Origin of the sequence: Rhizobium grahamii, assembly GCF_009498215.1 — a bacterium.
Taxonomy (GTDB): domain Bacteria; phylum Pseudomonadota; class Alphaproteobacteria; order Rhizobiales; family Rhizobiaceae; genus Rhizobium; species Rhizobium grahamii_A.
Genome location: NZ_CP043498.1, coordinates 3,191,555 through 3,211,571, shown reverse-complemented (window position 1 = coordinate 3,211,571; position 20,017 = coordinate 3,191,555). Strand labels below are relative to the sequence as shown.

The following is a 20,017-nucleotide window of genomic DNA, read 5'->3' as shown; positions in this document are numbered from 1 at the left end:
GCTCTAGCCTAGTTTGTTTTCCTGTCCTGTGTTCACCATGTGGAAACGGTCAGCGCAAATCAATCCTTTTTGAGTTGGTTGCGGCGATCCATTGTCGCGTCCTTTTTTCGGGGTTCTCGTTCAAGGTTATGTCGGTCACGACAGCGGCGCTGTCGGCGCCGTGCTCGAAGACGCCGTCGATGCGATCGATATTCAGCCCGCCGATCGCAACCAGCGGCAGATCGCCGACAAGCGATCTCCAGTGACGAAGCCGTTCCAGACCCTGTGGCGCCCATTTCATCTGTTTGAGTATCGTCGCGTAGATGGGGCCGAGCGCGATATAATCGGGCTCTACGGCAAGCGCTGCCGTCAGCTCTACTGCGTCGTGGGTCGAGACGCCGAGCTTCACTCCCGCGCTTCGGATCGCTCCGAGATCAGCATCCGCGAGATCCTCCTGTCCGAGATGAATGAAATCGCAGCCCTCCTCGATCGCAAGACGCCAGTAATCGTTGACGATCAGCTGGCACCGATCGGCGGCGCAGATGGCCTTTGCATTGCGGATCTCTGTGCGTATTTCCGTTTCACTGCGATCCTTGATCCGCAACTGCACGAGTTTGACACCGAGCGGCACGAGGCGGGCTACCCAGTCCGAACTGTCGACGATTAGGTAAAAGGGATCAAGTTTCATGCAAAGACTGCCTTTCCGATGACGGGTGTGGACGGTACTGCCATGTCGCGCGGCTCAAGCATTCCGGCCTCGTAGGCTTGCCTTCCTGCCTCGATCGCTTTGGCGAAAGCACTCGCCATGGCCACCGGATCGCCGGCGCCGGCTACGGCTGTATTGAGCAGGACGGCATCGAAGCCAAACTCCATGACCGCAGTGGCGTGCGATGGCCGTCCGATGCCCGCATCGACGATAAGCGGAACCTCGGGGAAATGGGCACGTATCGCCCTCAACGCTGACGGATTGAGCGGGCCGGCGGCGCTGCCGATCGGCGCGCACCAGGGCATCAGCACCTTGCAGCCCGCTTCCACCAGCCGCTCGGCGACGACGAGGTCGTCTGTGGTGTAGGGGAAGACCTCGAAGCCTTCGCCTGTGAGGATGCGGGCGGCTTCGACGAGGCCGAAAACATCCGGCTGCAACGTGTCGTGGTTGCCGATGACCTCCAGCTTGATCCAGTTCGTCGCGAAGACCTCGCGCGCCATCTTCGCCGTCAGCACGGCCTCCGATACGCCATGGCAACCGGCGGTGTTCGGCAGGACGCGGACGCCGAGCCCGCGGATCATCTCGAAGAAGGCGCCGCCGTTGCGGCCGCCCGCAGCTTCACGACGGAGAGAGACTGTCACGATTTCCGTTTCAGACTGCCGGACCGCTTCAGAGAGTTTCGCGGGCGAGGGGTATCGGGCGGTGCCCAGTAGTAGCCGGGACTCGACGTCGACTCCATAGAATGTCGGCATCGTCAGCCTCCCTGCATGGGAGACAGGATCTCGATCCTGTCGTTATCGTTGAGCGCACAATCCTGGCGATCCTCGCGATGGACGAGTTCGCCGTTCACCGCGGTTGCCAGCCAGTCCCCTTCGTAATCCAGCGACGTCAGCAACTCTGATAGCGTCGACGCTCCGTTGTCCTGGGGTTCTCCGTTGACGATCAATCTCATTGGGATCGGTCTCCTCTGGGCTGGTCACTGAAGGCGAGGTTCACTGCTTCCGCCGCCATCGTAGGCGCCAGCAGGAAGCCGTGGCGGTAGAGACCGTTCAGCGAGATGACGTTGCCGTGGCGGGCGACGCGCGGGAAATTGTCGGGGAAGGCCGGCCGAATGCCAGCGCCGGTTTCTATCACGATGGCATCGGCAAAAGCCGGATGCAGGGCATAAGCCGCATTCAGCAGTTCCATCAGGGACCGGGCGGCGATCGGGCCTGAAAATTCCGTCTCGATCATCGTGGCACCGACCATGAAAAGGCCATTGCCGCGGGGAACGATATAGACGGGAATGCGCGGATGCAGCAGGCGAACGGGCCGGGCAAGTGTGACTTCGTCGGTCTTGAGGTAGAGCATCTCGCCTCTAACGCCACGCAAGCCGGGGAGGGTTCCAATGCGGGCCGCGCCGGTACAATCGATAACGCGATCGTAGCAGTCATTCCCGTTGGCCTCGGCCGTGAAAATGACGCCCGCAGCTTTCAGATTGGCGCGGAGCGCCATCAAGACCTGCCGCGGATCGAGATGGGCTTCGCGGGGGAAGAACAGACCCTCGCGAAAGCGGCCGGCAAGACTGGGCTCCAGCGCAGCGATCTCTGCCTCGTCAACCCACTGATACCCCGTCGTTCGGCCAGCGAACCGCTTCAGCTCGCTGTGGTCGCGCGGCGGCGCGACCACCAGAGTACCGTTTCTTTTTACCAGCTCAGGCAGGATCGCCTCCCAGCGATCGGCGGTGTCCTCGCCTCTCTGCAGCACCGAGGCGTCGGCGCTTTCGCGCTCGCACCAGGGCGCGAGCATTCCGCCGGCGAGCCAGGAGGCCGCGCCGGCGAAGGTCGCCTGCCGCTCCAACACCGTGACGTCGGCGCCGCGGTTTTGTAGCTCCCACGCCACGGTAAGGCCGGCGACGCCGGCCCCTTTGACAAGAACACGCATCTCAGCCGGCCGCGCCGGCATCGACAGCCATGTAGAGGTCGCCGCCGTCGCGATACTTGGCCGCCATGGCGTCCAGACCCTCTTTCTGCGCCTCGGCGCGGATGTCGTGGGAAATCCGCATCGAGCAGAATTTCGGGCCGCACATGGAGCAGAAATGCGCGACCTTGTGCGCCTCCTTGGGCAGCGTCTCGTCGTGGAAGCTGCGGGCGGTTTCCGGATCGAGCGAGAGGTTGAACTGGTCCTCCCAGCGGAACTCGAAGCGGGCGCGCGACAGCGCGTCGTCGCGCAGTTGCGCGGCCGGGTGCCCCTTGGCGAGATCGGCGGCGTGGGCGGCGATCTTGTAAGTGATGACGCCGGTTTTCACGTCGTTGCGGTCCGGCAGGCCGAGATGCTCCTTCGGCGTGACGTAGCAGAGCATTGCCGTGCCGAACCAGCCGATCATCGCAGCACCGATGCCCGATGTGATGTGGTCGTAGCCCGGCGCGATATCGGTCGTGAGCGGTCCGAGCGTATAGAACGGCGCCTCGCCGCAGACGGCGAGCTGCTTGTCCATATTCTCCTTGATCTTGTGCATCGGCACATGGCCGGGCCCTTCGATCATCACCTGGCAATCCTTCGCCCATGCGATCTTCGTCAGCTCGCCCAGCGTTTCCAGCTCGGCGAATTGTGCTGCGTCGTTGGCGTCGGCGATCGAGCCGGGGCGCAGGCCGTCGCCCAGCGAGAAGGAGACGTCATAGGCGCGGCAGATGTCGCAGATCTCCTCGAAATGCTCATAGAGGAAGCTCTCGCGGTGATGATGAAGACACCACTTGGCCATGATCGAGCCGCCGCGCGAGACGATGCCGGTGACGCGGTTGACGGTCAGCGGGATGTAATGAAGCCGCACGCCGGCATGGATGGTGAAATAGTCGACGCCCTGCTCGGCCTGTTCGATCAGCGTGTCGCGATAGACTTCCCAGGTCAGGTTCTCGGCGATGCCTTCGACCTTCTCCAGCGCCTGGTAAAGCGGCACCGTGCCGATCGGCAGCGGCGAGTTGCGGATGATCCATTCCCGGATGTTGTGGATGTTGCGGCCGGTGGAGAGATCCATGACCGTATCGGCGCCCCAGCGCGCCGCCCAGACCATCTTCTCGACCTCTTCGGCCATCGAGGAGGTGACGGCGGAGTTGCCGATATTGGCGTTGATCTTCACCAGGAAATTGCGGCCGATGATCATCGGCTCGGCTTCGGGATGGTTGATGTTGGCGGGGATGATGGCGCGGCCGGCGGCGACTTCCTGGCGGACGAATTCCGGGGTGACGTGATCGGGAATATGGGCGCCGAAGCTCTCGCCGTCGCGGATCATGGCTTCGGCCTTCGCCTTGCGGCCGAGATTTTCGCGGATGGCGATGAATTCCATCTCGGGCGTGATGATGCCTGACCGGGCATAGGCGAGCTGGGTCACGGCCTTGCCGTCCTTGGCGCGCAACGGCTGGCGCTTGGCGGGGAATTCTGGCGTCAGGCGCTCGCCACTGGCAAAGCCGTTATCCTCCGGGCGTATCTGCCGGCCGTGATAGGCTTCGACGTCGCCGCGGGCGAGAACCCAGTCGCGCCGCAACGCCGGAAGGCCCCGTTCGATGCTGATATCGGCACCCTCGACGGTGTAGATGCCGGAGGAATCATAGACCGTGACCGGCGGCTCGCCGGAGGTGGGGTGGACGCTGATCTCGCGCATGGGAACGCGGATATCGGGGTGGATCTCGCCCGGGATATAGATCTTGCGGGAGGCAGGCAGCGGGCCGGTGGTGACTGTGGGGGTGATGGTCTTTGCGGCGATATTCATGGTTTGAGGCTCCAAGTTTGCGATTGGAGACCCAGTCCTCAGCCGGAATGATGAAAAGACGCCAGCACGGATTCCACGCGGGAATCCCGGCCTTCGAGCGCTTGCACCGTCCCTACGCCAGTATGAACTGGATCAGGTTCAACGGGTCACTGCGCCACGAAAGGCCTAAGCCTTTTCGCCAGCAGTATCTCAGCCCCTTGCCGGGACCCCCCTGGTGAATGCCTCAACGGTAGGCCGGGTGATCCGAATCGTCAAGCACCGGTCCGGAGATACGGAATCATCTAATGGAAAGCGGCGGAAAAAAGCTGCGACGCTCTGTAGGAAATAGCTATGAGAATCAGTGGTTTGCGATTTCTCGCCAAAACACGAAAGCAGTGGCGCCACTTTGGCAGAACCTAGAAACACAAAAGCCTCGGAAAACCGAGGCTTGAAGCGTCTTTAGGAAAATTTGGAGCGGGCGAAGGGGTTCGAACCCTCGACCCCAACCTTGGCAAGGTTGTGCTCTACCACTGAGCTACACCCGCTCATAATCCCGACGGCCTGTGGTAGTTTGGAGGACCGTGGGCGCCACCTTGCGGCGACGGGCGCTATATCGCCCAAACGATTCTCAAATGCAACAGGGAAATGACGCAAAGGCGAAGAAAAATATCCAGGCCAGACGCAGATCGGTCGAGAAGGCCGCAAATGCAGGCGAAAGCGACGGGTGTGAACATTGCAAAAGATCGATACGGGACTTAATCAGGACCTGTAGCTAGACCCAGACAGGACTCGAAATGACCGACGTCACACCCAAGACCGCCGACGATCTATTCACGTTTCTGGATGGGCTGGGCATCAAGCACAGCACGAAGACTCATGCTCCGGTCTTCACCGTTGCCGAATCCGTTGCCCTGCGAGACGAGATTCCGGGTGGGCACACGAAGAACTTGTTCGTAAAGGACAAAAAGGATCAGTTCTTCCTGCTCACGGTCGAAGAAAACGCAACGGTCGACCTGAAGACGGTCCATACGCTGATCGGCGCAGCGAGCAAGGTGTCCTTCGGCAAGCCGGAAAAGCTCCTGGAATATCTCGGCGTCGTGCCCGGCTCCGTGACCGCGTTTGGCGCCATCAATGATACCGGCGGCAATGTCACCTTCATTCTCGATGCGGAGCTGATGAAAGAGGATATCGTCAACTGCCATCCGCTTTCGAACGATGCCACAACCTCGATCGGCAGCGCGGATCTCGTTCGATTTATGGAAGCGACGGGCCACAAGCCGCTTGTCTTGAAAGTGACGTCCTGACATACGATTTTAGCGCTAGAAAAGCCGGCTGACCGGCACGGCGGGAGATACCCATGAGCGGCAACGACAACCCTTACAGCAATTCCTATGGCCAGATGTCCGCTTCGGCGAGTTTTGGAGCGGCGCCGGCTGCTGCCGGTGGCTACATCAAGGACACGACCACCGCGACCTTCGCGAAGGATGTCATCGAGGAGTCCCGTAACCAGCCGGTACTCGTCGATTTCTGGGCGCCCTGGTGCGGTCCCTGCAAGCAGCTGACGCCCGTTATCGAAAAGGTCGTGAATGAGGCCGAGGGACGCGTCAAGCTGGTGAAGATGAACATCGACGATCATCCGTCGATCGCCGGCCAGCTCGGTATTCAGTCCATTCCCGCGGTCATCGCCTTCGTCGGCGGGCGTCCGGCGGATGGTTTCATGGGAGCCGTGCCTGAAAGCCAGATCCGTGAGTTCATCGATCGTGTTGCCGGTCCGGCCGGAGCTGATCAGGCGGCCGAGATCGAGGCGGTGCTGAAGGAAGCCGACGAGCTGCTCGCCGGTGGAGACGTCAACGGCGCCGCGCAGCTCTACGGCGCAGTCATGCAGGCAGATCCTGAGAATGCCAAGGCGCTTGCCGGCATGGCAAACTGCATGATTGCCGCAAACCAGCATGAACGGGCTCGCGAAGCGCTCACGGACCTTCCCGAAACGATAGCCAACGATGCCGCGATACAGGCGGTTCTCAAAAAGCTTGAGCAGATCGAAGAAGCCCGCAAGCTCGGCGATCCGGTTGCGCTCGAACACGAGCTTGCGAACGATCCGGACGCTCACGAAGCCCGGCTAAAGCTTGCGAAAATCCGCAACGTCGAGGGCATGAGAGACGAGGCGGCGGACCATCTGCTCTACATCATGCGCAAGGACCGTAGCTTTGACGACGACGGTGCTCGCCGCCAGCTGCTGCAGTTCTTCGACGTTTGGGGTTTCAAGGATCCGGCGACGGTTGCTGCCCGCCGCAAGCTTTCGGCGATGCTCTTCTCGTAAGTTTATTGCATTGACCCTTGCGTTTTCGGAGGGGTACTCCACATTTCCGTAGGTGCGGGCGCGGGGCTTTTTCCGCCCCGCCATTATGCGGGACCAGCCTTCATGCAAGTGGGGAATGCTAGATATCTCAAGTCCGGTGATCTGCCTGATGCGATCGCCGTCTTTCCTCTGGCGGGTGCGCTGTTGCTACCCACCGGTCAGCTGCCGCTCAATATTTTCGAGCCGCGCTATCTTGCGATGTTCGACGCGGCGCTTACCGGGAATCGACTGATCGGAATGGTTCAGCCGGCGCTTGGCGAAAGCGATGAGCGGCATGGTGAAACCAATCTCGCGTCCGTTGGTTGCGTTGGCCGAATCACATCCTTTGCCGAAACCGGGGATGGCCGGTACATCGTTTCTTTGACCGGCATTTGCCGTTTTCGGCTGCTGGAAGAAAAAGAGACACATAATCCCTTCCGAATCTTTCGGATCGCGCCTTTTATCGCCGATCTTTCCGCTCGCGATGAAGAGGACGCGGTGGATCGCGCAGCACTCCTGACGGCCTTCAAGGCCTATCTCGACGCCAACAAGCTGGAAGCGGATTGGGAGAGTGTCGAGCGTGCCAGCAATCTGACGCTGGTAAACTCGCTTGCAATGATGTCTCCCTTCGGACCGGCCGAGAAGCAGGCGCTTCTCGAAGCGCCCGATTTGAAGACGCGAGCAGAAACGTTGATCGCCATCACAGAGATCGTGTTGGCGCGTGTCTTTGGTGACTCCGACACCGTTCTGCAGTAGAAACTGTCATGGACGAAAAACTAAGCCGTGTCGATCCCAAGCTGCTTGAGCTTCTGGTGTGCCCTTTGACGAAGGGGCGACTGACTTACGATCGCGAGCACAACGAGCTCGTGTCGGAAAAAGCACGCCTCTCCTATCCGATCCGCGACGGCATTCCGATCATGCTGGTGTCCGAGGCGCGCAGTCTCGACGACTGAAGCTGTGAAGCTTTAGATCGTCTGCCCGGCGAGCAGTCTCGGATTATCAGGGGCCGTCGTGCCGGCCGCCTGGCCGATAAAGAAGGATTTGAGGCCGGGCAAGCGTTCGACGATCCCGAGTCCGACATCGCGGGCAAGGCGAATCGGCGCCAGATCGTTGGAAAACAGCCGGTTCAGCACATCCGTGGTTACGCCCATGCGGAACGTGTCGAAGCGCCGCCATGCCTGATAGCGTTCCAGCGTGTTGATCGAGCCGATATCCAGGCCGAGCCGGTCGGCTTCGACGATGGTTTCGGCAAGAGCGGCCACATCCTTGAAGCCAAGGTTGAGACCCTGGCCGGAGATCGGATGGATGCCGTGGGCGGCGTCACCGGCAAGGGCGAGGCGAGGCGCGACGAAGGCTCGGGCAAGCGTCAGGCCAAGCGGGAAGGCGCGCTTGTCGCCGACGACCTTGATGGCGCCGAGTTTGTGTCCGAAGCGGCGCTCCAGCTCTTCCTCGAAAACGAGATCGTCCGAGCGCACCAGCCGGGCGGCCTCTTGCGTCGATTCCGTCCACACCAGCGAGGATCTGTTGTTCTTCAATGGCAGGATGGCAAAGGGGCCGGCGGGCAGGAAATGCTCTTCGGCGCAGCCGTTGTGCGGCCGTTCGTGCTCGACCGTCGCCACGATGCCGGATTGGCCGTAATCCCAGCTGACGGTCTTGATGCCGGCGAGTTCGCGGACATGGGAGCGGACGCCGTCGCACGCGACTACCAGTCTCGCCTCAATGGTTTTGCCGTTGGAAAGAGTAACTTCGGCGTGCGTATCGCCACTGTCCAGCCCGGTTGCACTTACCCCGTGGTGGATTTCGATGCCCAGGCGCTCGCAAGCGCCGCGAAGGGCCCGCACGAGCGAGAGGTTCGGAACCATATGGGCAAACGGCCGTCCATCCTGGACCTCGCCGTCGAAGGTCAGAAAGACGGGTCGGACCGGATCCGACGTCTTCGAATCGGTCACGATCATCTTGTTGATCGGCTGGGCGTCCGGCTCGATCTCATTCCAGATGCCGAAGACCTCAAGCATTTTCGTCGCCGCGGCAATAATCGCCGAAGCACGCATGTCCTTTTCCCAGGCACCGGCGGGAGCCGCCTCAACGATGGCGACATTCAAGTGCGGCGCCGCTTGCTTGACCGCCACGGCAGCCGAAAGGCCGACATAACCTGCACCAACAACCAGCATGTCCCGCATAGCGTCCCGTTCCGTTCCTTGTGAATATCGTATTGATCTATATAGATCATCGGCACCGCACTTCCTACGTCCGGAGCCTTACAAAATGACGCACAACACCGAAAAGCCGACGGCAATGGAGACGCTTCTGTCGACGCTCGACCTTGAGCCGATCGAGGTGGACATTTTCCGCGGTGTCAGTCCGCAGGTCGGTTGGCAGCGTGTGTTTGGAGGCCAGGTCATCGCGCAGGCGCTGATGGCGGCGCAGCGAACCGTCGAGCGCGAGCGTCTCGTGCATTCGCTGCATGCCTACTTCATGCGACCGGGCGATCCTTCGGTGCCTATCGTCTATCAGGTCGAGCGCATTCGCGACGGTTCCAGCTTCAACACGCGCCGGGTTGTCGCCATCCAACACGGAAAGGCAATCTTCGCGCTTTCGGCTTCTTTCCAGATCGAGGAGCCGGGTTTCGATCACCAGATCACCATGCCTGATATACCCATGCCTGAGACGCTGCTCGACGAGCAGCAGATCGCCAGGCAATATCTTGCAAATGCACCGGCTGCGATCCGCAAATACTGGGAGCGTGAGCGACCGATCGAGATTCGCCCGGTATCGCTGACCCACTACTTTTCGGACAAGAAGCTCGATCCGGTGCAGCATGTCTGGGTGCGTGCGACGGGGCCGGTGCCGGATGATCGGCTCTACCAGGCCTCGGTACTCGCCTACCTGTCGGATATGACGCTGCTCGATACCTCGCTTTATCCGCACGGAACGTCGATCTTTGATCAGACAATACAGGTGGCAAGCCTTGATCATTCCATGTGGTTTCACCGGCCGATACGGTTCGACGATTGGTTGTTGTTCACGCAGGACAGTCCTTCCGCATCCGGAGCGCGAGGGCTGACGCGCGGTAGTCTCTTTACGCGAGATGGTGTTCTGATTGCGTCGGTCGCTCAGGAAGGCCTGATTCGTAAAAGGGCAAATGAATAATTTATGTGCATATTTGCACATTTGGATATTTTTTAAGCGGTTATCGCGCGATCATTTGCCTCATTATTGGCTACGCATTTTATAACCTTTATTTTTCAATAACTTAGTTTTCGTCTCGAATCTGGCACGCCCCTTGAATGTATATCGCCGGTCGCTGTTCGTTGAACGTCAGCGGCAAGGAGAGTCGGCTCCGCGCCGAGGATAACGAAGGATGGGAAACCAGATGAAAATTGTGATGGCCATTATCAAGCCGTTCAAGCTCGATGAGGTCCGCGAGGCCCTCACGGCAATCGGCATTCAGGGCCTGACCGTAACCGAAGTAAAGGGATACGGGCGCCAGAAGGGACATACCGAAATTTATCGCGGCACCGAGTACGCGGTCAGCTTCCTGCCGAAGCTCAAGATCGAAATCGCCGTCGCGTCCGAACTCGTCGACAAGGCGGTTGAAGCCATCGCGTCGTCGGCCAAGACCGGCCAGATCGGCGACGGCAAGATCTTCGTCTATTCGATCGACCATGCCGTGCGCATCCGTACGGGCGAAACCGATTCAGAAGCGCTGTAAGAACGGCTGAGCAAGGAGCTTTTTTCCAATGTCAATTTCGAAGTTTTCTTCTCATTTTGCGCGTCTCGGCGCTGCGTCCGCTGCGCTCCTCGCGCCGGTCGTTGCCTTCGCGCAGGATGCAGCCACCACGGCTGCTCCGGCTGCTGCTGCCGCTCCGGTTCCGGACAAGGGCGACACCGCCTTCATGTTCATTTCCACCCTGCTCGTTCTCTTCATGATCCTGCCGGGCCTCGCTCTGTTCTACGGCGGCCTCGTCCGTGCGAAGAACATGCTTTCGGTTCTGATGCAGTGCACGATGGTTGCCGCCGTTCTGATGCTCATCTGGGTCATCTACGGCTACTCCTTCGCATTCGGCGGTTCCGACAGCCCCTATTGGGGCGGTACGGCCAAGCTCTTCCTCGCTGGCGTAACGAAAGACTCGACGGCAGCGACCTTCTCGCAGGGCGTCGTCATTCCTGAGTTCATCTTCGCGATGTTCCAGATGACCTTCGCCGCCATCACGCCTGCCCTGATCGTCGGCGCCTTTGCCGAGCGCATCAAGTTCTCGGCAGTCGTGCTGTTCTGCGCATTGTGGGCAACGTTCGTCTACTTCCCGATCGCTCACATGGTCTGGGACGCAAACGGCCTGCTCTTCAAGATGGGCGCTCTCGACTTTGCTGGTGGCACGGTCGTTCACATCAACGCCGGCGTTGCTGGTCTGATCGGCGCGATCATGGTCGGCAAGCGCACTGGCTACGGCAAGGACATGATGGCTCCGCACTCGATGACGCTGACCATGGTCGGTGCATCCATGCTGTGGTTCGGCTGGTTCGGCTTCAACGCTGGCTCCAACCTCGAAGCTTCTGGCGGTGCAATGCTTGCAACGGTCAACACCTTCATCGCCACGGCTGCTGCCATCGTTTCGTGGGCCGGCGTTGAAACGCTTACTCGCGGCAAGGCTTCGATGCTCGGCGGCGCTTCCGGTATGGTTGCCGGTCTGGTTGCCATCACGCCTGCTGCCGGTATCGTTGGTCCGATGGGCGCGATCGTCATGGGTCTGCTCGTTTCGCCACTTTGCTACTTCTTCGTCTCTGTCGTAAAGAACAAGTTCGGCTACGACGATACGGCTGACGTATTCGGCGTCCACGGCATCGGCGGCATGTTCGGCGCAATCGCGACCGGCGTATTCGCCAGTGCTTCCCTCGGTGGCGTCGGCTATGCCGAAGGCGTTACCATGAGCGGCCAGGTCGTTACGCAGCTGACGGCGATCCTCACCACCATCATCTGGTGCGGTATCGGCTCTGCGATCCTCTACAAGGTCGTCGACATCATCGTCGGCCTGCGTGTTACGGTCGAAGCCGAGCGCGAAGGTCTCGATCTCGCAACGCACGGCGAAGCCGCTTACCACTCTTGACAAGAGCTTGCGGCGCCTGATCCAGGCGCCGCTGAACATCCCGTCGCGGCTTATTCGTCAAGCTTAAGCCGCCTTTGGCCCGAGCCTCCATGGTTCGGGCCTTTTTATTTGTGTGATGCAAGATGTGGGTACCGCATGGTTAACATCGCTTTAACCGTCCTTTGATTAGGTAGAGCGGACGCATTGGGCGCGAACCGTTTCGCGATTCGCACGCTTTCCAGGCATTGGACGGGTAAACACATGGCAAGAAGCACATCGCCAGCAATGGATGGCCGGCCGGAACGTTTCTCCCTGTCGGGGTTCATGTTCCGACAGGTTCAGACCCTTTTGGGCTTCGCTATCTTTCTGCTGCTCGCACTTGCGATTGCAGCACTTGCGACGTGGAATGTGGCCGATCCCAGCTATTCCTACGCGACCGGCAACGAGCCGACCAACGTGCTGGGCTACGGCGGCGCGGCGTTTGCCGATATCCTGATGCAGTTCTTCGGCCTGGCGAGCGTGGTGGCATTGCTGCCTGTGGTCGCTTGGGCACTCGCTCTCATCTCGGGACGCCGGCTTAGCCGGATTCCTGCTAGGGCAGCTGCCTGGGGTCTCGGATCCGTCCTTGCTTCCGCTGTACTCGGCTGTTTTCCTCCGCCGCTGACTTGGCCGATTCCGAACGGCATCGGTGGCGTGATCGGCGACATGATCCTGCGGTTTCCGGCGCTCTTTGTCGGCGCATATCCGACCGGCGCGTTCGCGACCGCCGTCGGCTGCGTGTTTGCGGCTCCGACAGCGTGGATGATGCTGTTTGCAGCGGGTCTCGTCGGGCGCACGGAAGAAGAAGAGGCCGAGGACGAAGCCGAGCAGTATGAGGCAAGCCGTTCGAAGCTTCGTTCGGTCGGTGACGACGAAGACGAAGATGATGACGGTGGCGGCTGGCTTGCATTCGGTGCGCTGACCCATGCCTGGTACATGAGCCAGGCGCGCATGCGGCGGCTTTTCGGTATAAAGCCGCGTAAGCGCCAGCACGACGATTTCGAATCGCCGTATGATTTCAATGATGACGAATTCGGCAAGATGAACGAGCCCGTTCGCGCCAAGGCGCCGTCGGCACGTGGCGAACGGATGGATCCGTCGATGGAGCCGCGCGCCGCCTCGCAACGCAGGATCGTTTCCGCTCCTTCGATCTCGCTCAATGATGACGACGAGGATGACGACGGCGCGTTCGACGCCGATATGCCTCCGCGCCCCGCCGATATCCTGCCTGATGATGACGACTGGATGATGCGTGCGCCGGCGAAACAGGCCGGTGGCAAGGCGCAGCCAAGAGTTTCGCAGCCTGCAGGCCGCCCGAAGCCGGGCGCTCGTTCGGATCGCGAGCAACAGGGATCGTTCATTCGTCCCGAGGGTTTCCAGCTTCCTTCCATGCATCTGCTTGCAGAGCCGAAGAATGTCGTGCGTGACTCCACTCTGTCGGCGGATGCGCTGGAGCAGAATGCGCGTATGCTCGAGGGCGTGCTTGAAGACTTCGGCGTCAAGGGCGAGATCATTCACGTCCGCCCGGGTCCTGTGGTTACTCTCTACGAACTGGAGCCTGCTCCGGGCATCAAGTCGTCGCGCGTCATCGGCCTTGCCGACGATATCGCCCGCTCGATGAGCGCGATTGCCGCGCGCGTCGCCGTCGTGCCCGGTCGCAACGCCATCGGTATCGAACTGCCGAATTCAACGCGTGAGACGGTGTACCTTCGCGAGCTGATCGCATCGCGTGATTTCGAGAGTTCGAAGGCGAAGCTTGCAATGGCTCTCGGCAAGACGATCGGCGGCGAGGCCGTCATCGCCGATCTGGCGAAGATGCCGCATCTTCTCGTCGCCGGGACGACCGGCTCGGGTAAGTCCGTTGCCATCAACACGATGATCCTCTCGCTGCTCTATCGCATGACGCCGGAGCAATGCCGCCTGATCATGATCGATCCAAAGATGCTGGAACTGTCGGTCTATGACGGGATCCCGCATCTTCTGTCGCCCGTCGTGACGGATCCGAAGAAGGCTGTCGTCGCGCTCAAGTGGACCGTCCGCGAGATGGAAGAGCGCTACAAGAAGATGTCGAAGATCGGTGTCCGCAACATCGATGGCTTCAACAGCCGCGTCGAGCAGGCGCTTGCCAAGGGCGAAGTGATTTCGCGCACCGTCCAGACTGGTTTCGACCGGCAGACGGGCGAGGCGATGTACGAGACGGAAGAGTTCGATCTGCAGCCGATGCCTTATATCGTCGTCATCATCGACGAAATGGCCGACCTGATGATGGTCGCCGGCAAGGATATCGAAGGCGCGGTTCAGCGCTTGGCACAGATGGCGCGCGCGGCCGGCATCCACGTGATTATGGCAACGCAGCGCCCATCGGTCGACGTCATCACCGGCACGATCAAGGCCAACTTCCCGACCCGTATCTCCTTCCAGGTGACCTCGAAGATCGACAGCCGCACCATCCTTGGCGAACAGGGCGCAGAACAGCTGCTCGGCATGGGCGACATGCTCTACATGGCAGGCGGCGGCCGCATCCAGCGCGTCCACGGTCCGTTTGTCGCCGACATGGAAGTCGAGGAGATCGTCTCCTACCTTAAGACGCAAGGATCGCCTCAGTATCTCGATGCCATCACCGCGGATGACGACGAAGACGGCGAGTACGGCGGCGGGCCTGCGGGTACCTCCAACCTCAGCGATTCTGATGATCCCTATGATCAGGCGGTGGCCATCGTTCTGCGTGACGGAAAGGCATCGACGTCGTATATTCAGCGAAGACTTGGCATCGGCTACAACAGAGCCGCATCGCTGATCGAGCGGATGGAGCAGGAAGGTATCATCGGCCCGGCGAACCATGCCGGGAAGCGAGAGATCCTGGTTCCGACCGATGGTGATGTTCTCGACCGTTGAGCGTCCGACTTTTTTCATGCCGCAGCGGACTTCACGGAAACCTGATCGCTCTGAAAACGTTAGCTTTGGCGGTTCCTTGAACACGCCTTGAAGACGCCGCGTTTCGACAGCATTCAGACTGCATAAAGGAGACTTAAATGACCAACTCCGATTCCTTCCTGGATCGCATTCTGCTGACGCGGCGCCATATGCTGGGCGCCATGGCTGTCGCTGCGGCGTCCACTGCCTTGCCGGTCAATCTTTTTGCGCAGGCAGCGGCTGCTGCATCCAACAACGCTACCGCACAAGCGATCGCGGACCACTTCTCCAGCGTCGCGACCATGCAGGGCGAGTTCGTCCAGTTCGGTCCGCGGGGCGAGCAGACGGGCGGCAAGTTCTTTATCCAGCGCCCCGGCAAGCTGCGCTTCAACTATGACGACCCGTCGCCGATCCGGGTGATTGCCGACGGCAAGAACGTTGCGATCGGCAACATGAAGCTGAAGACCTGGGATCTTTATCCGCTGTCCAAGACACCGCTCAGCCTGCTTCTGGCGCAGCGTATCGACCTCTCGGCTGGTTCGGTGAAAAGCGTCAAGGAAGAGTCGGATCTGACGACCATCGCGCTCGGCAACAGCACGGTCTTCGGCAATTCAACGATCACTATGATGTTCGACCCGAAAACCTACGACCTGCGGCAGTGGACGATCACCGACAACCAGGGCAAGGACACCTCAGTCATGGTGTTCAACGTGAAGACCGGTGTGCAGTTCGACGACAAGGTGTTCAAGGTGCCCTACGAGGTGATCCCGGGTACAGCCGCGTACCGCGACTAATTCTACGCCACGAAACGTTTCTGAGGCGCCCCTCCTGGGGCGCTTTTTCTTTGCGCGCCCGCGTTCCCTCGGCTCGATCTTTGCTCTAAAGGCAAGACCGAACGCGTCTCAAGGGTGTCCGCATGAGCTTCTCGATTACCACCTGGAATATCAATTCTGTCCGGCTGCGCATGCCGATCGTCGAGCAGTTCGTTCTCAAGCATAAACCCGATATCCTCTGCCTGCAGGAAACCAAGGTTCCAAACGAGCTTTTCCCGGCGGCGCCGCTGCGTGCCATGGGCTACGAGCACATCATCATCCATGGCCAGAAGGGCTATCATGGTGTCGCGATCGCCTCGCGCATTCCACTGACGGAAGACCACCGGCAGGATTACTGCAAGGTCGGAGACGCACGCCACATCTCGGCTGTGTTCGAACGCGGCGGCAGGCGGGTGCGGCTTCATAACTTCTATGTGCCGGCCGGCGGCGATGAGCCCGATCGTGCCATCAATCCGAAATTCGGCCACAAGCTCGACTTCATCGAGGAAATGAAGTTGCTGAAGGCAAATGGCGAGGCGAACACCTCGGCGATCCTCGTCGGCGACCTGAACATCGCGCCGCTGGAACACGATGTCTGGTCGCACAAGCAGTTGCTGAAGATCGTCAGCCATACGCCCGTCGAGACCGAAGGACTGTTGGAAATCATGCGCCGCGGCGCCTGGCTCGATCTGATGCGGCACCACGTTCCGGAAAACGAGAAGCTCTATACGTGGTGGAGCTATCGCGCCAAGGACTGGGAGGCCGCCGACCGCGGTCGCCGTCTCGACCACATCTGGTCATCGCAGGATCTGGGGCCGCATCTGCAGCGCATCGAGATCCTCAAGGAAGCGCGCGGCTGGGATCGTCCGTCCGACCACGTTCCGGTGACCGCGCACTTCGATTTCTGAGGCTGTCAGGCGAAGCGGTGAAGTTCCGCTGCCGCCTTGGCGGCTAGTGATGCAATGTTGTCGCGAATTCGGTTCTCGATCAGCAGCGCGGCGTCGGGGTATTCCTCGATCAGACGATGGAAGAGCGGACGGGTGATCCTGATGATCCCGGTATCCTCCGTCGCGACTGCCGTGAACTTGCGTTCGACCAGAGTGATCAGAGCCAGCTCGGACAGTAGCGTCCCGGCGCCCACCATCGCCTGGACCTCGGGCTGCCCGTCACGACCTGTGCGGCTGAGTTCGATGCGCCCGCTGAGAACGACGTAGGCGCTCTCTGCGGGGGAGCCTTCCCGGAACAGCATCTGCCCGCTTGAAACGACCCGACGATCGGCGCCGAAAGCGATCAGTCGCAGCTGATCTTCCGACATGCCGCCGAAGAGGGGTATCTGCGACAGCAGTCGGATATCGTCGTTAAGAGCCATTAGGGAATGATCTTGTAGCCGCCGTTTTCCGTTACCAGAATTTCGGCGTTGGAGGGATCGCGCTCAATCTTCTGACGCAGGCGATAGACGTGGGTCTCCAGGGTGTGCGTCGTGACGCCGGAATTGTAGCCCCAGACTTCCTCGAGCAGCACGTCACGGGTGACGACCTTCTGCTCCGCCCGGTAGAGATAGCGAATAATCGCCGCCTCTTTCTCGGTGAGCCGGATCTTCTGGCCGTTTTCCATGGTCAGCAGCTTCTGGCTCGGCTTGAACACATACGGACCGACGTTGAAGGTCGCGTCTTCGCTCTGCTCGTGCTGACGAAGCTGCACGCGGATACGGGCTAGAAGCACCGCGAACCGGAACGGCTTCGTGACATAGTCGTTGGCGCCCGCTTCCAGGCCGAGGATCGTGTCGGAGTCGGTATCGTGACCGGTCAGCATGATGATCGGCGCCTTCAGGCCGCCCTTACGCAAAAGCTTCACCGCTTCGCGACCATCCATATCCGGCAAACCAACGTCCATGATCAGGAGATCGATCGGTGTCGCGCGCGCTTTCTCGACGCCCTTAGTGGCTGTCGTCTCCTGGAGAACCGTAAACTCGTCGTACAGGGAAAGCTGCTCCGTGAGGGTCTCGCGGAGGTCGTCGTCGTCATCCACCAGAAGGATGGTGCGTGCGGTCATGCGGCTCAAATCCTCACCTTCGGCTTCCTAGTCCTACGCCAATTTCGATCATTGGCAAAGATCGGAAGACCAAGCGTTGTCGTATATTCTGCTATATGATTTCAATCGATCCCCAAGCAATGCAAAGACATGTGAGAAAGATGGAAAAAACAAGGCGGTCGCGAACTATACAGTCAACGATGATTATCGTTCGTCCCGCACCGCGCAATAAAAGCCGCGCTTTGATCCAATTCGATACGCTAAGGATCCCGGCTGCCATCGGTCGCTCGGGCCGAACCGTCACCAAGCTGGAGGGGGACGGAGCCACTCCGGTTGCCTCGATGAAGGTCCTTCATGGCTTTCGTCGCGGGGAGAAGCCGCTGCGCCTTCAGACGCCCCTGTCGCTGCGCCGCATCGGTGCCGAGATGCTCTGGTGCGACCAGCCGGATCATCCGAGCTACAATCGTCTCGTCAAGGCACCGTTCCGGCCGAGCCACGAGGAGATGAAGCGAGCCGATGGCCTTTATGATGTCTGTCTAGTCCTCGATTGGAATGTCCGTTCACGGGCCCGCAATCGCGGCTCGGCGATCTTCTTTCATATGATCAAACCCGGCTATGAACCGACTGCCGGCTGCGTCGCCGTTCATCCGCGTGACATGCGCCGTCTGCTACCTTTTATCCGCAAGGGCACGGTCGTTCGCGTTCTCTAGAGTTGGGGGATGATAAAGGACGATTGGCGACCTATATGCGTCTCGACCCGCGTCGGGGCTTTCACGCGCGCAGGGAAGCCGTTGCATGACGAGCTCAAACAAGCCCGTGCAATTCTGAGTTTTTGGAGAGACAAAAGTGGCACAACAATCCGTCATTACCTTCCACGATGGAAACACTATTCCGCAGGTCGGCCTCGGTGTGTGGCGCACGCCCGCCGATATTGCGGCGCCGACCGTCCGCACAGCAATTGCAGCCGGCTATCGTCACGTCGATACCGCCGCCATCTATGAGAACGAAGACGGGGTCGGGGAGGGTATCAAGTCGTCCGGCGTGCCGCGGAGCGACATTTTCCTGACCACCAAGCTCTGGAATGACAACCAGGGCTACGATGCGACGCTGACGGCATTCGACAAGAGCCTGAAGCGCCTCGGGACCGATTATGTGGACCTCTACCTCATTCACTGGCCGGCGCCGACGCGCAACCGCTACGTGGATACGTGGAAGGCGTTCATCCAGCTGAAGAAGGATGGGCGCGCCCGGTCGATCGGCGTATCGAATTTCTATCCGGAACATATCGACCGCCTTGTTGCCGAAACGGGCGTCGTTCCTGTCATCAATCAGATCGAACTTCATCCCGACTTTCAGCAGAAGGCTTCGCAGGCCGCGCACAAGAAGCTTGATATCGCGACACAATCCTGGAGCCCCCTCGGCCAGGGCAAGCTGATCGACCATCCCGTCATCGGCGGCATTGCCAAGAAGCACGGAAAAACGCCGGCCCAGACAATCATTCGCTGGCACATGGACAGCGGGCTGGTGGTGATCCCCAAGTCCATCACGCCGTCGCGCATCGAAGAGAACTTTCAGGTGTTCGACTTCGCGCTTGATGATGACGACATGGCGGCGATTGCCAAGCTCGATGATATCGGGGCTCGCATGGGTCCAGACCCGAAGACGGCAACTTTCTGATGCGGCTGGGACGGCGGACAGCGTCGCCCCTCCAATCACACCAAGAGCTCACAAAAGATTCTGAGGTCGCGGGCGATTTCGCGACTTCAGCCAAGCATGCGTGGGGTCACGAACGCTTCAAGGTGACCACTTGCCGGTGACAAGGACTGCCATGCTCCTATACGGATCACGGCAAGTCCAGCAGTCGGAAATTTCTCGGCCATACGCGTTCGCGCCCCCGTCTCGCCCCCGCCGACGAGATCCAGTGCAAAATCCTGAAGGCCGGGATTGTGGCCGATGACCAGCAGGCTTTCGACGGATGGGTCGATGGATCGCAGCAAGGTGGCGATGGCACTTGCGTCGGCCTCGTAGAGATCGGCGGCGTCACGTTTTGTCGGAGCTTTCGCAAGGTTGGCGGCGAGGAGATCCCAGGTTTCCTGGGTGCGCCGTGCGGTGGATACCAGCGCAAGGTCTGGGCGAATCTTGTGATCGGCCATAAAGGCAGCGATCAGAGGCACAGCTTTTCGGCCGCGTTCGGCGAGTGGGCGATCATGGTCGTCAATGCCTTCAGGCCAGGCCGATTTCGCGTGGCGGAGCAGATAGAGATGGCGCGAGTTCTGTTTGCTGCTCATAGGCCTATCCGAAATTGGCGGCCTCAGGCGTGCCGCTACGGCGACGACTTATGTAAAAGCCCGGAGAAGGGCGCCTCTCCCCAAAGGGGAGAGGCAGTTTCGA

At 60.2% G+C, this 20,017-nt stretch carries 21 protein-coding genes, 1 tRNA gene and 1 riboswitch; of the genes, 12 read left to right on the top strand and 10 right to left on the bottom strand.

The genetic code is table 11. From position 1 onward, the window contains the following. Positions 1 to 49: 49 nt before the first annotated feature. From FZ934_RS15515 to FZ934_RS15490, 6 genes are all read right to left on the bottom strand, one after another. Positions 50 to 667, bottom strand: a complete 618-nt coding sequence (locus FZ934_RS15515; RefSeq protein ID WP_153271798.1) for a thiamine phosphate synthase — start codon at positions 665 to 667, stop codon at positions 50 to 52. Continuing rightward, positions 664 to 1,437, bottom strand: a complete 774-nt coding sequence (locus FZ934_RS15510) for a thiazole synthase (RefSeq protein WP_153271797.1) — start codon at positions 1,435 to 1,437, stop codon at positions 664 to 666. The genes FZ934_RS15515 and FZ934_RS15510 overlap by 4 nt, the downstream gene beginning before the upstream one ends. Positions 1,438 to 1,439: 2 nt before the next feature. Then, the gene (gene thiS, locus FZ934_RS15505) at positions 1,440 to 1,637 is read right to left on the bottom strand and encodes a sulfur carrier protein ThiS (protein ID WP_153271796.1); all 198 of its coding nucleotides are present in this window, start codon (positions 1,635 to 1,637) and stop codon (positions 1,440 to 1,442) included. Next, positions 1,634 to 2,608: a glycine oxidase ThiO gene (thiO, locus tag FZ934_RS15500; protein ID WP_153271795.1), complete on the bottom strand. Its 975-nt coding sequence runs from the start codon at positions 2,606 to 2,608 to the stop codon at positions 1,634 to 1,636. The genes thiS and thiO overlap by 4 nt, the downstream gene beginning before the upstream one ends. 1 nt (position 2,609) lies before the next feature. Further along, positions 2,610 to 4,430, bottom strand: a complete 1,821-nt coding sequence (gene thiC / locus FZ934_RS15495; protein WP_153271794.1) for a phosphomethylpyrimidine synthase ThiC — start codon at positions 4,428 to 4,430, stop codon at positions 2,610 to 2,612. Between the two features lie 91 nt (positions 4,431 to 4,521). Then, positions 4,522 to 4,653: riboswitch (TPP riboswitch) on the bottom strand. A gap of 226 nt (positions 4,654 to 4,879) precedes the next feature. Further along, positions 4,880 to 4,954, bottom strand: a tRNA-Gly gene (locus FZ934_RS15490). Positions 4,955 to 5,203: 249 nt separating this feature from the next. On the opposite strand from FZ934_RS15490, the gene FZ934_RS15485 reads away from it, so the two are divergent. The 4 genes from FZ934_RS15485 (at position 5,204) to FZ934_RS15470 (ending at position 7,700) form a co-directional block, all read left to right on the top strand. Then, positions 5,204 to 5,713 carry a prolyl-tRNA synthetase associated domain-containing protein gene (locus FZ934_RS15485; RefSeq protein ID WP_153271793.1) on the top strand — a complete coding sequence of 170 codons (510 nt, stop codon included), beginning with the start codon at positions 5,204 to 5,206 and terminating at the stop codon, positions 5,711 to 5,713. Positions 5,714 to 5,766: 53 nt separating this feature from the next. Next, positions 5,767 to 6,729, top strand: a complete 963-nt coding sequence (trxA, locus tag FZ934_RS15480; RefSeq protein WP_153271792.1) for a thioredoxin — start codon at positions 5,767 to 5,769, stop codon at positions 6,727 to 6,729. Between the two features lie 102 nt (positions 6,730 to 6,831). Next, the gene (locus tag FZ934_RS15475) at positions 6,832 to 7,503 is read left to right on the top strand and encodes an LON peptidase substrate-binding domain-containing protein (protein ID WP_153271791.1); all 672 of its coding nucleotides are present in this window, start codon (positions 6,832 to 6,834) and stop codon (positions 7,501 to 7,503) included. A gap of 8 nt (positions 7,504 to 7,511) precedes the next feature. Continuing rightward, on the top strand, positions 7,512 to 7,700 hold the full coding sequence (locus tag FZ934_RS15470) for a Trm112 family protein (RefSeq protein WP_113360146.1): 189 nt from the start codon (positions 7,512 to 7,514) through the stop codon (positions 7,698 to 7,700). Between the two features lie 12 nt (positions 7,701 to 7,712). Here FZ934_RS15470 and FZ934_RS15465 read toward each other — a convergent pair whose 3' ends face one another. Further along, positions 7,713 to 8,960 (bottom strand): ubiquinone biosynthesis hydroxylase, encoded by a 1,248-nt coding sequence (locus tag FZ934_RS15465; protein WP_281409933.1) that lies wholly within the window; start codon positions 8,958 to 8,960, stop codon positions 7,713 to 7,715. A 52-nt stretch (positions 8,961 to 9,012) separates the two neighbouring features. Here FZ934_RS15465 and tesB point away from each other — a divergent pair, with 52 nt between their 5' ends. From tesB to xth, 6 genes are all read left to right on the top strand, one after another. Beyond that, entirely contained in the window at positions 9,013 to 9,897 is an 885-nt protein-coding gene (tesB, locus tag FZ934_RS15460) for an acyl-CoA thioesterase II (RefSeq protein WP_113360149.1), read from the top strand. Positions 9,898 to 10,108: 211 nt separating this feature from the next. Beyond that, complete coding sequence (locus FZ934_RS15455; protein ID WP_065694547.1) at positions 10,109 to 10,459, top strand: P-II family nitrogen regulator; 351 nt, start codon at positions 10,109 to 10,111, stop codon at positions 10,457 to 10,459. A 28-nt stretch (positions 10,460 to 10,487) separates the two neighbouring features. After that, positions 10,488 to 11,852, top strand: a complete 1,365-nt coding sequence (locus FZ934_RS15450; protein ID WP_153271789.1) for an ammonium transporter — start codon at positions 10,488 to 10,490, stop codon at positions 11,850 to 11,852. A gap of 240 nt (positions 11,853 to 12,092) precedes the next feature. Next, the gene (locus FZ934_RS15445; protein ID WP_153271788.1) at positions 12,093 to 14,765 is read left to right on the top strand and encodes an FtsK/SpoIIIE family DNA translocase; all 2,673 of its coding nucleotides are present in this window, start codon (positions 12,093 to 12,095) and stop codon (positions 14,763 to 14,765) included. A gap of 137 nt (positions 14,766 to 14,902) precedes the next feature. Beyond that, entirely contained in the window at positions 14,903 to 15,577 is a 675-nt protein-coding gene (locus tag FZ934_RS15440; protein WP_113360153.1) for an outer membrane lipoprotein carrier protein LolA, read from the top strand. A 122-nt stretch (positions 15,578 to 15,699) separates the two neighbouring features. Continuing rightward, positions 15,700 to 16,503 carry an exodeoxyribonuclease III gene (gene xth, locus FZ934_RS15435; RefSeq protein ID WP_153271787.1) on the top strand — a complete coding sequence of 268 codons (804 nt, stop codon included), beginning with the start codon at positions 15,700 to 15,702 and terminating at the stop codon, positions 16,501 to 16,503. A 5-nt stretch (positions 16,504 to 16,508) separates the two neighbouring features. On the opposite strand, the gene FZ934_RS15430 is transcribed toward xth, so the two are convergent. Both FZ934_RS15430 and FZ934_RS15425 read right to left on the bottom strand, forming a co-directional pair. Then, entirely contained in the window at positions 16,509 to 16,964 is a 456-nt protein-coding gene (locus FZ934_RS15430; RefSeq protein WP_153271786.1) for a cyclic nucleotide-binding domain-containing protein, read from the bottom strand. Beyond that, a complete protein-coding gene (locus tag FZ934_RS15425) occupies positions 16,964 to 17,647 on the bottom strand; it encodes a response regulator transcription factor (RefSeq protein WP_153271785.1) in 684 nt (227 codons plus the stop codon). The genes FZ934_RS15430 and FZ934_RS15425 overlap by 1 nt, the downstream gene beginning before the upstream one ends. Before the next feature lie 140 nt (positions 17,648 to 17,787). On the opposite strand from FZ934_RS15425, the gene FZ934_RS15420 reads away from it, so the two are divergent. Together FZ934_RS15420 and FZ934_RS15415 are read left to right on the top strand one after the other, a co-directional pair. Continuing rightward, positions 17,788 to 18,336: a L,D-transpeptidase family protein gene (locus FZ934_RS15420; RefSeq protein WP_153271784.1), complete on the top strand. Its 549-nt coding sequence runs from the start codon at positions 17,788 to 17,790 to the stop codon at positions 18,334 to 18,336. Between the two features lie 136 nt (positions 18,337 to 18,472). Beyond that, positions 18,473 to 19,303, top strand: coding sequence for an aldo/keto reductase (locus FZ934_RS15415; RefSeq protein WP_153271783.1), 831 nt, complete (start codon positions 18,473 to 18,475; stop codon positions 19,301 to 19,303). A gap of 86 nt (positions 19,304 to 19,389) precedes the next feature. Here FZ934_RS15415 and FZ934_RS15410 read toward each other — a convergent pair whose 3' ends face one another. Then, positions 19,390 to 19,914: a SixA phosphatase family protein gene (locus FZ934_RS15410; protein WP_153271782.1), complete on the bottom strand. Its 525-nt coding sequence runs from the start codon at positions 19,912 to 19,914 to the stop codon at positions 19,390 to 19,392. Between the last annotated feature and the right edge of the window lie 103 nt (positions 19,915 to 20,017).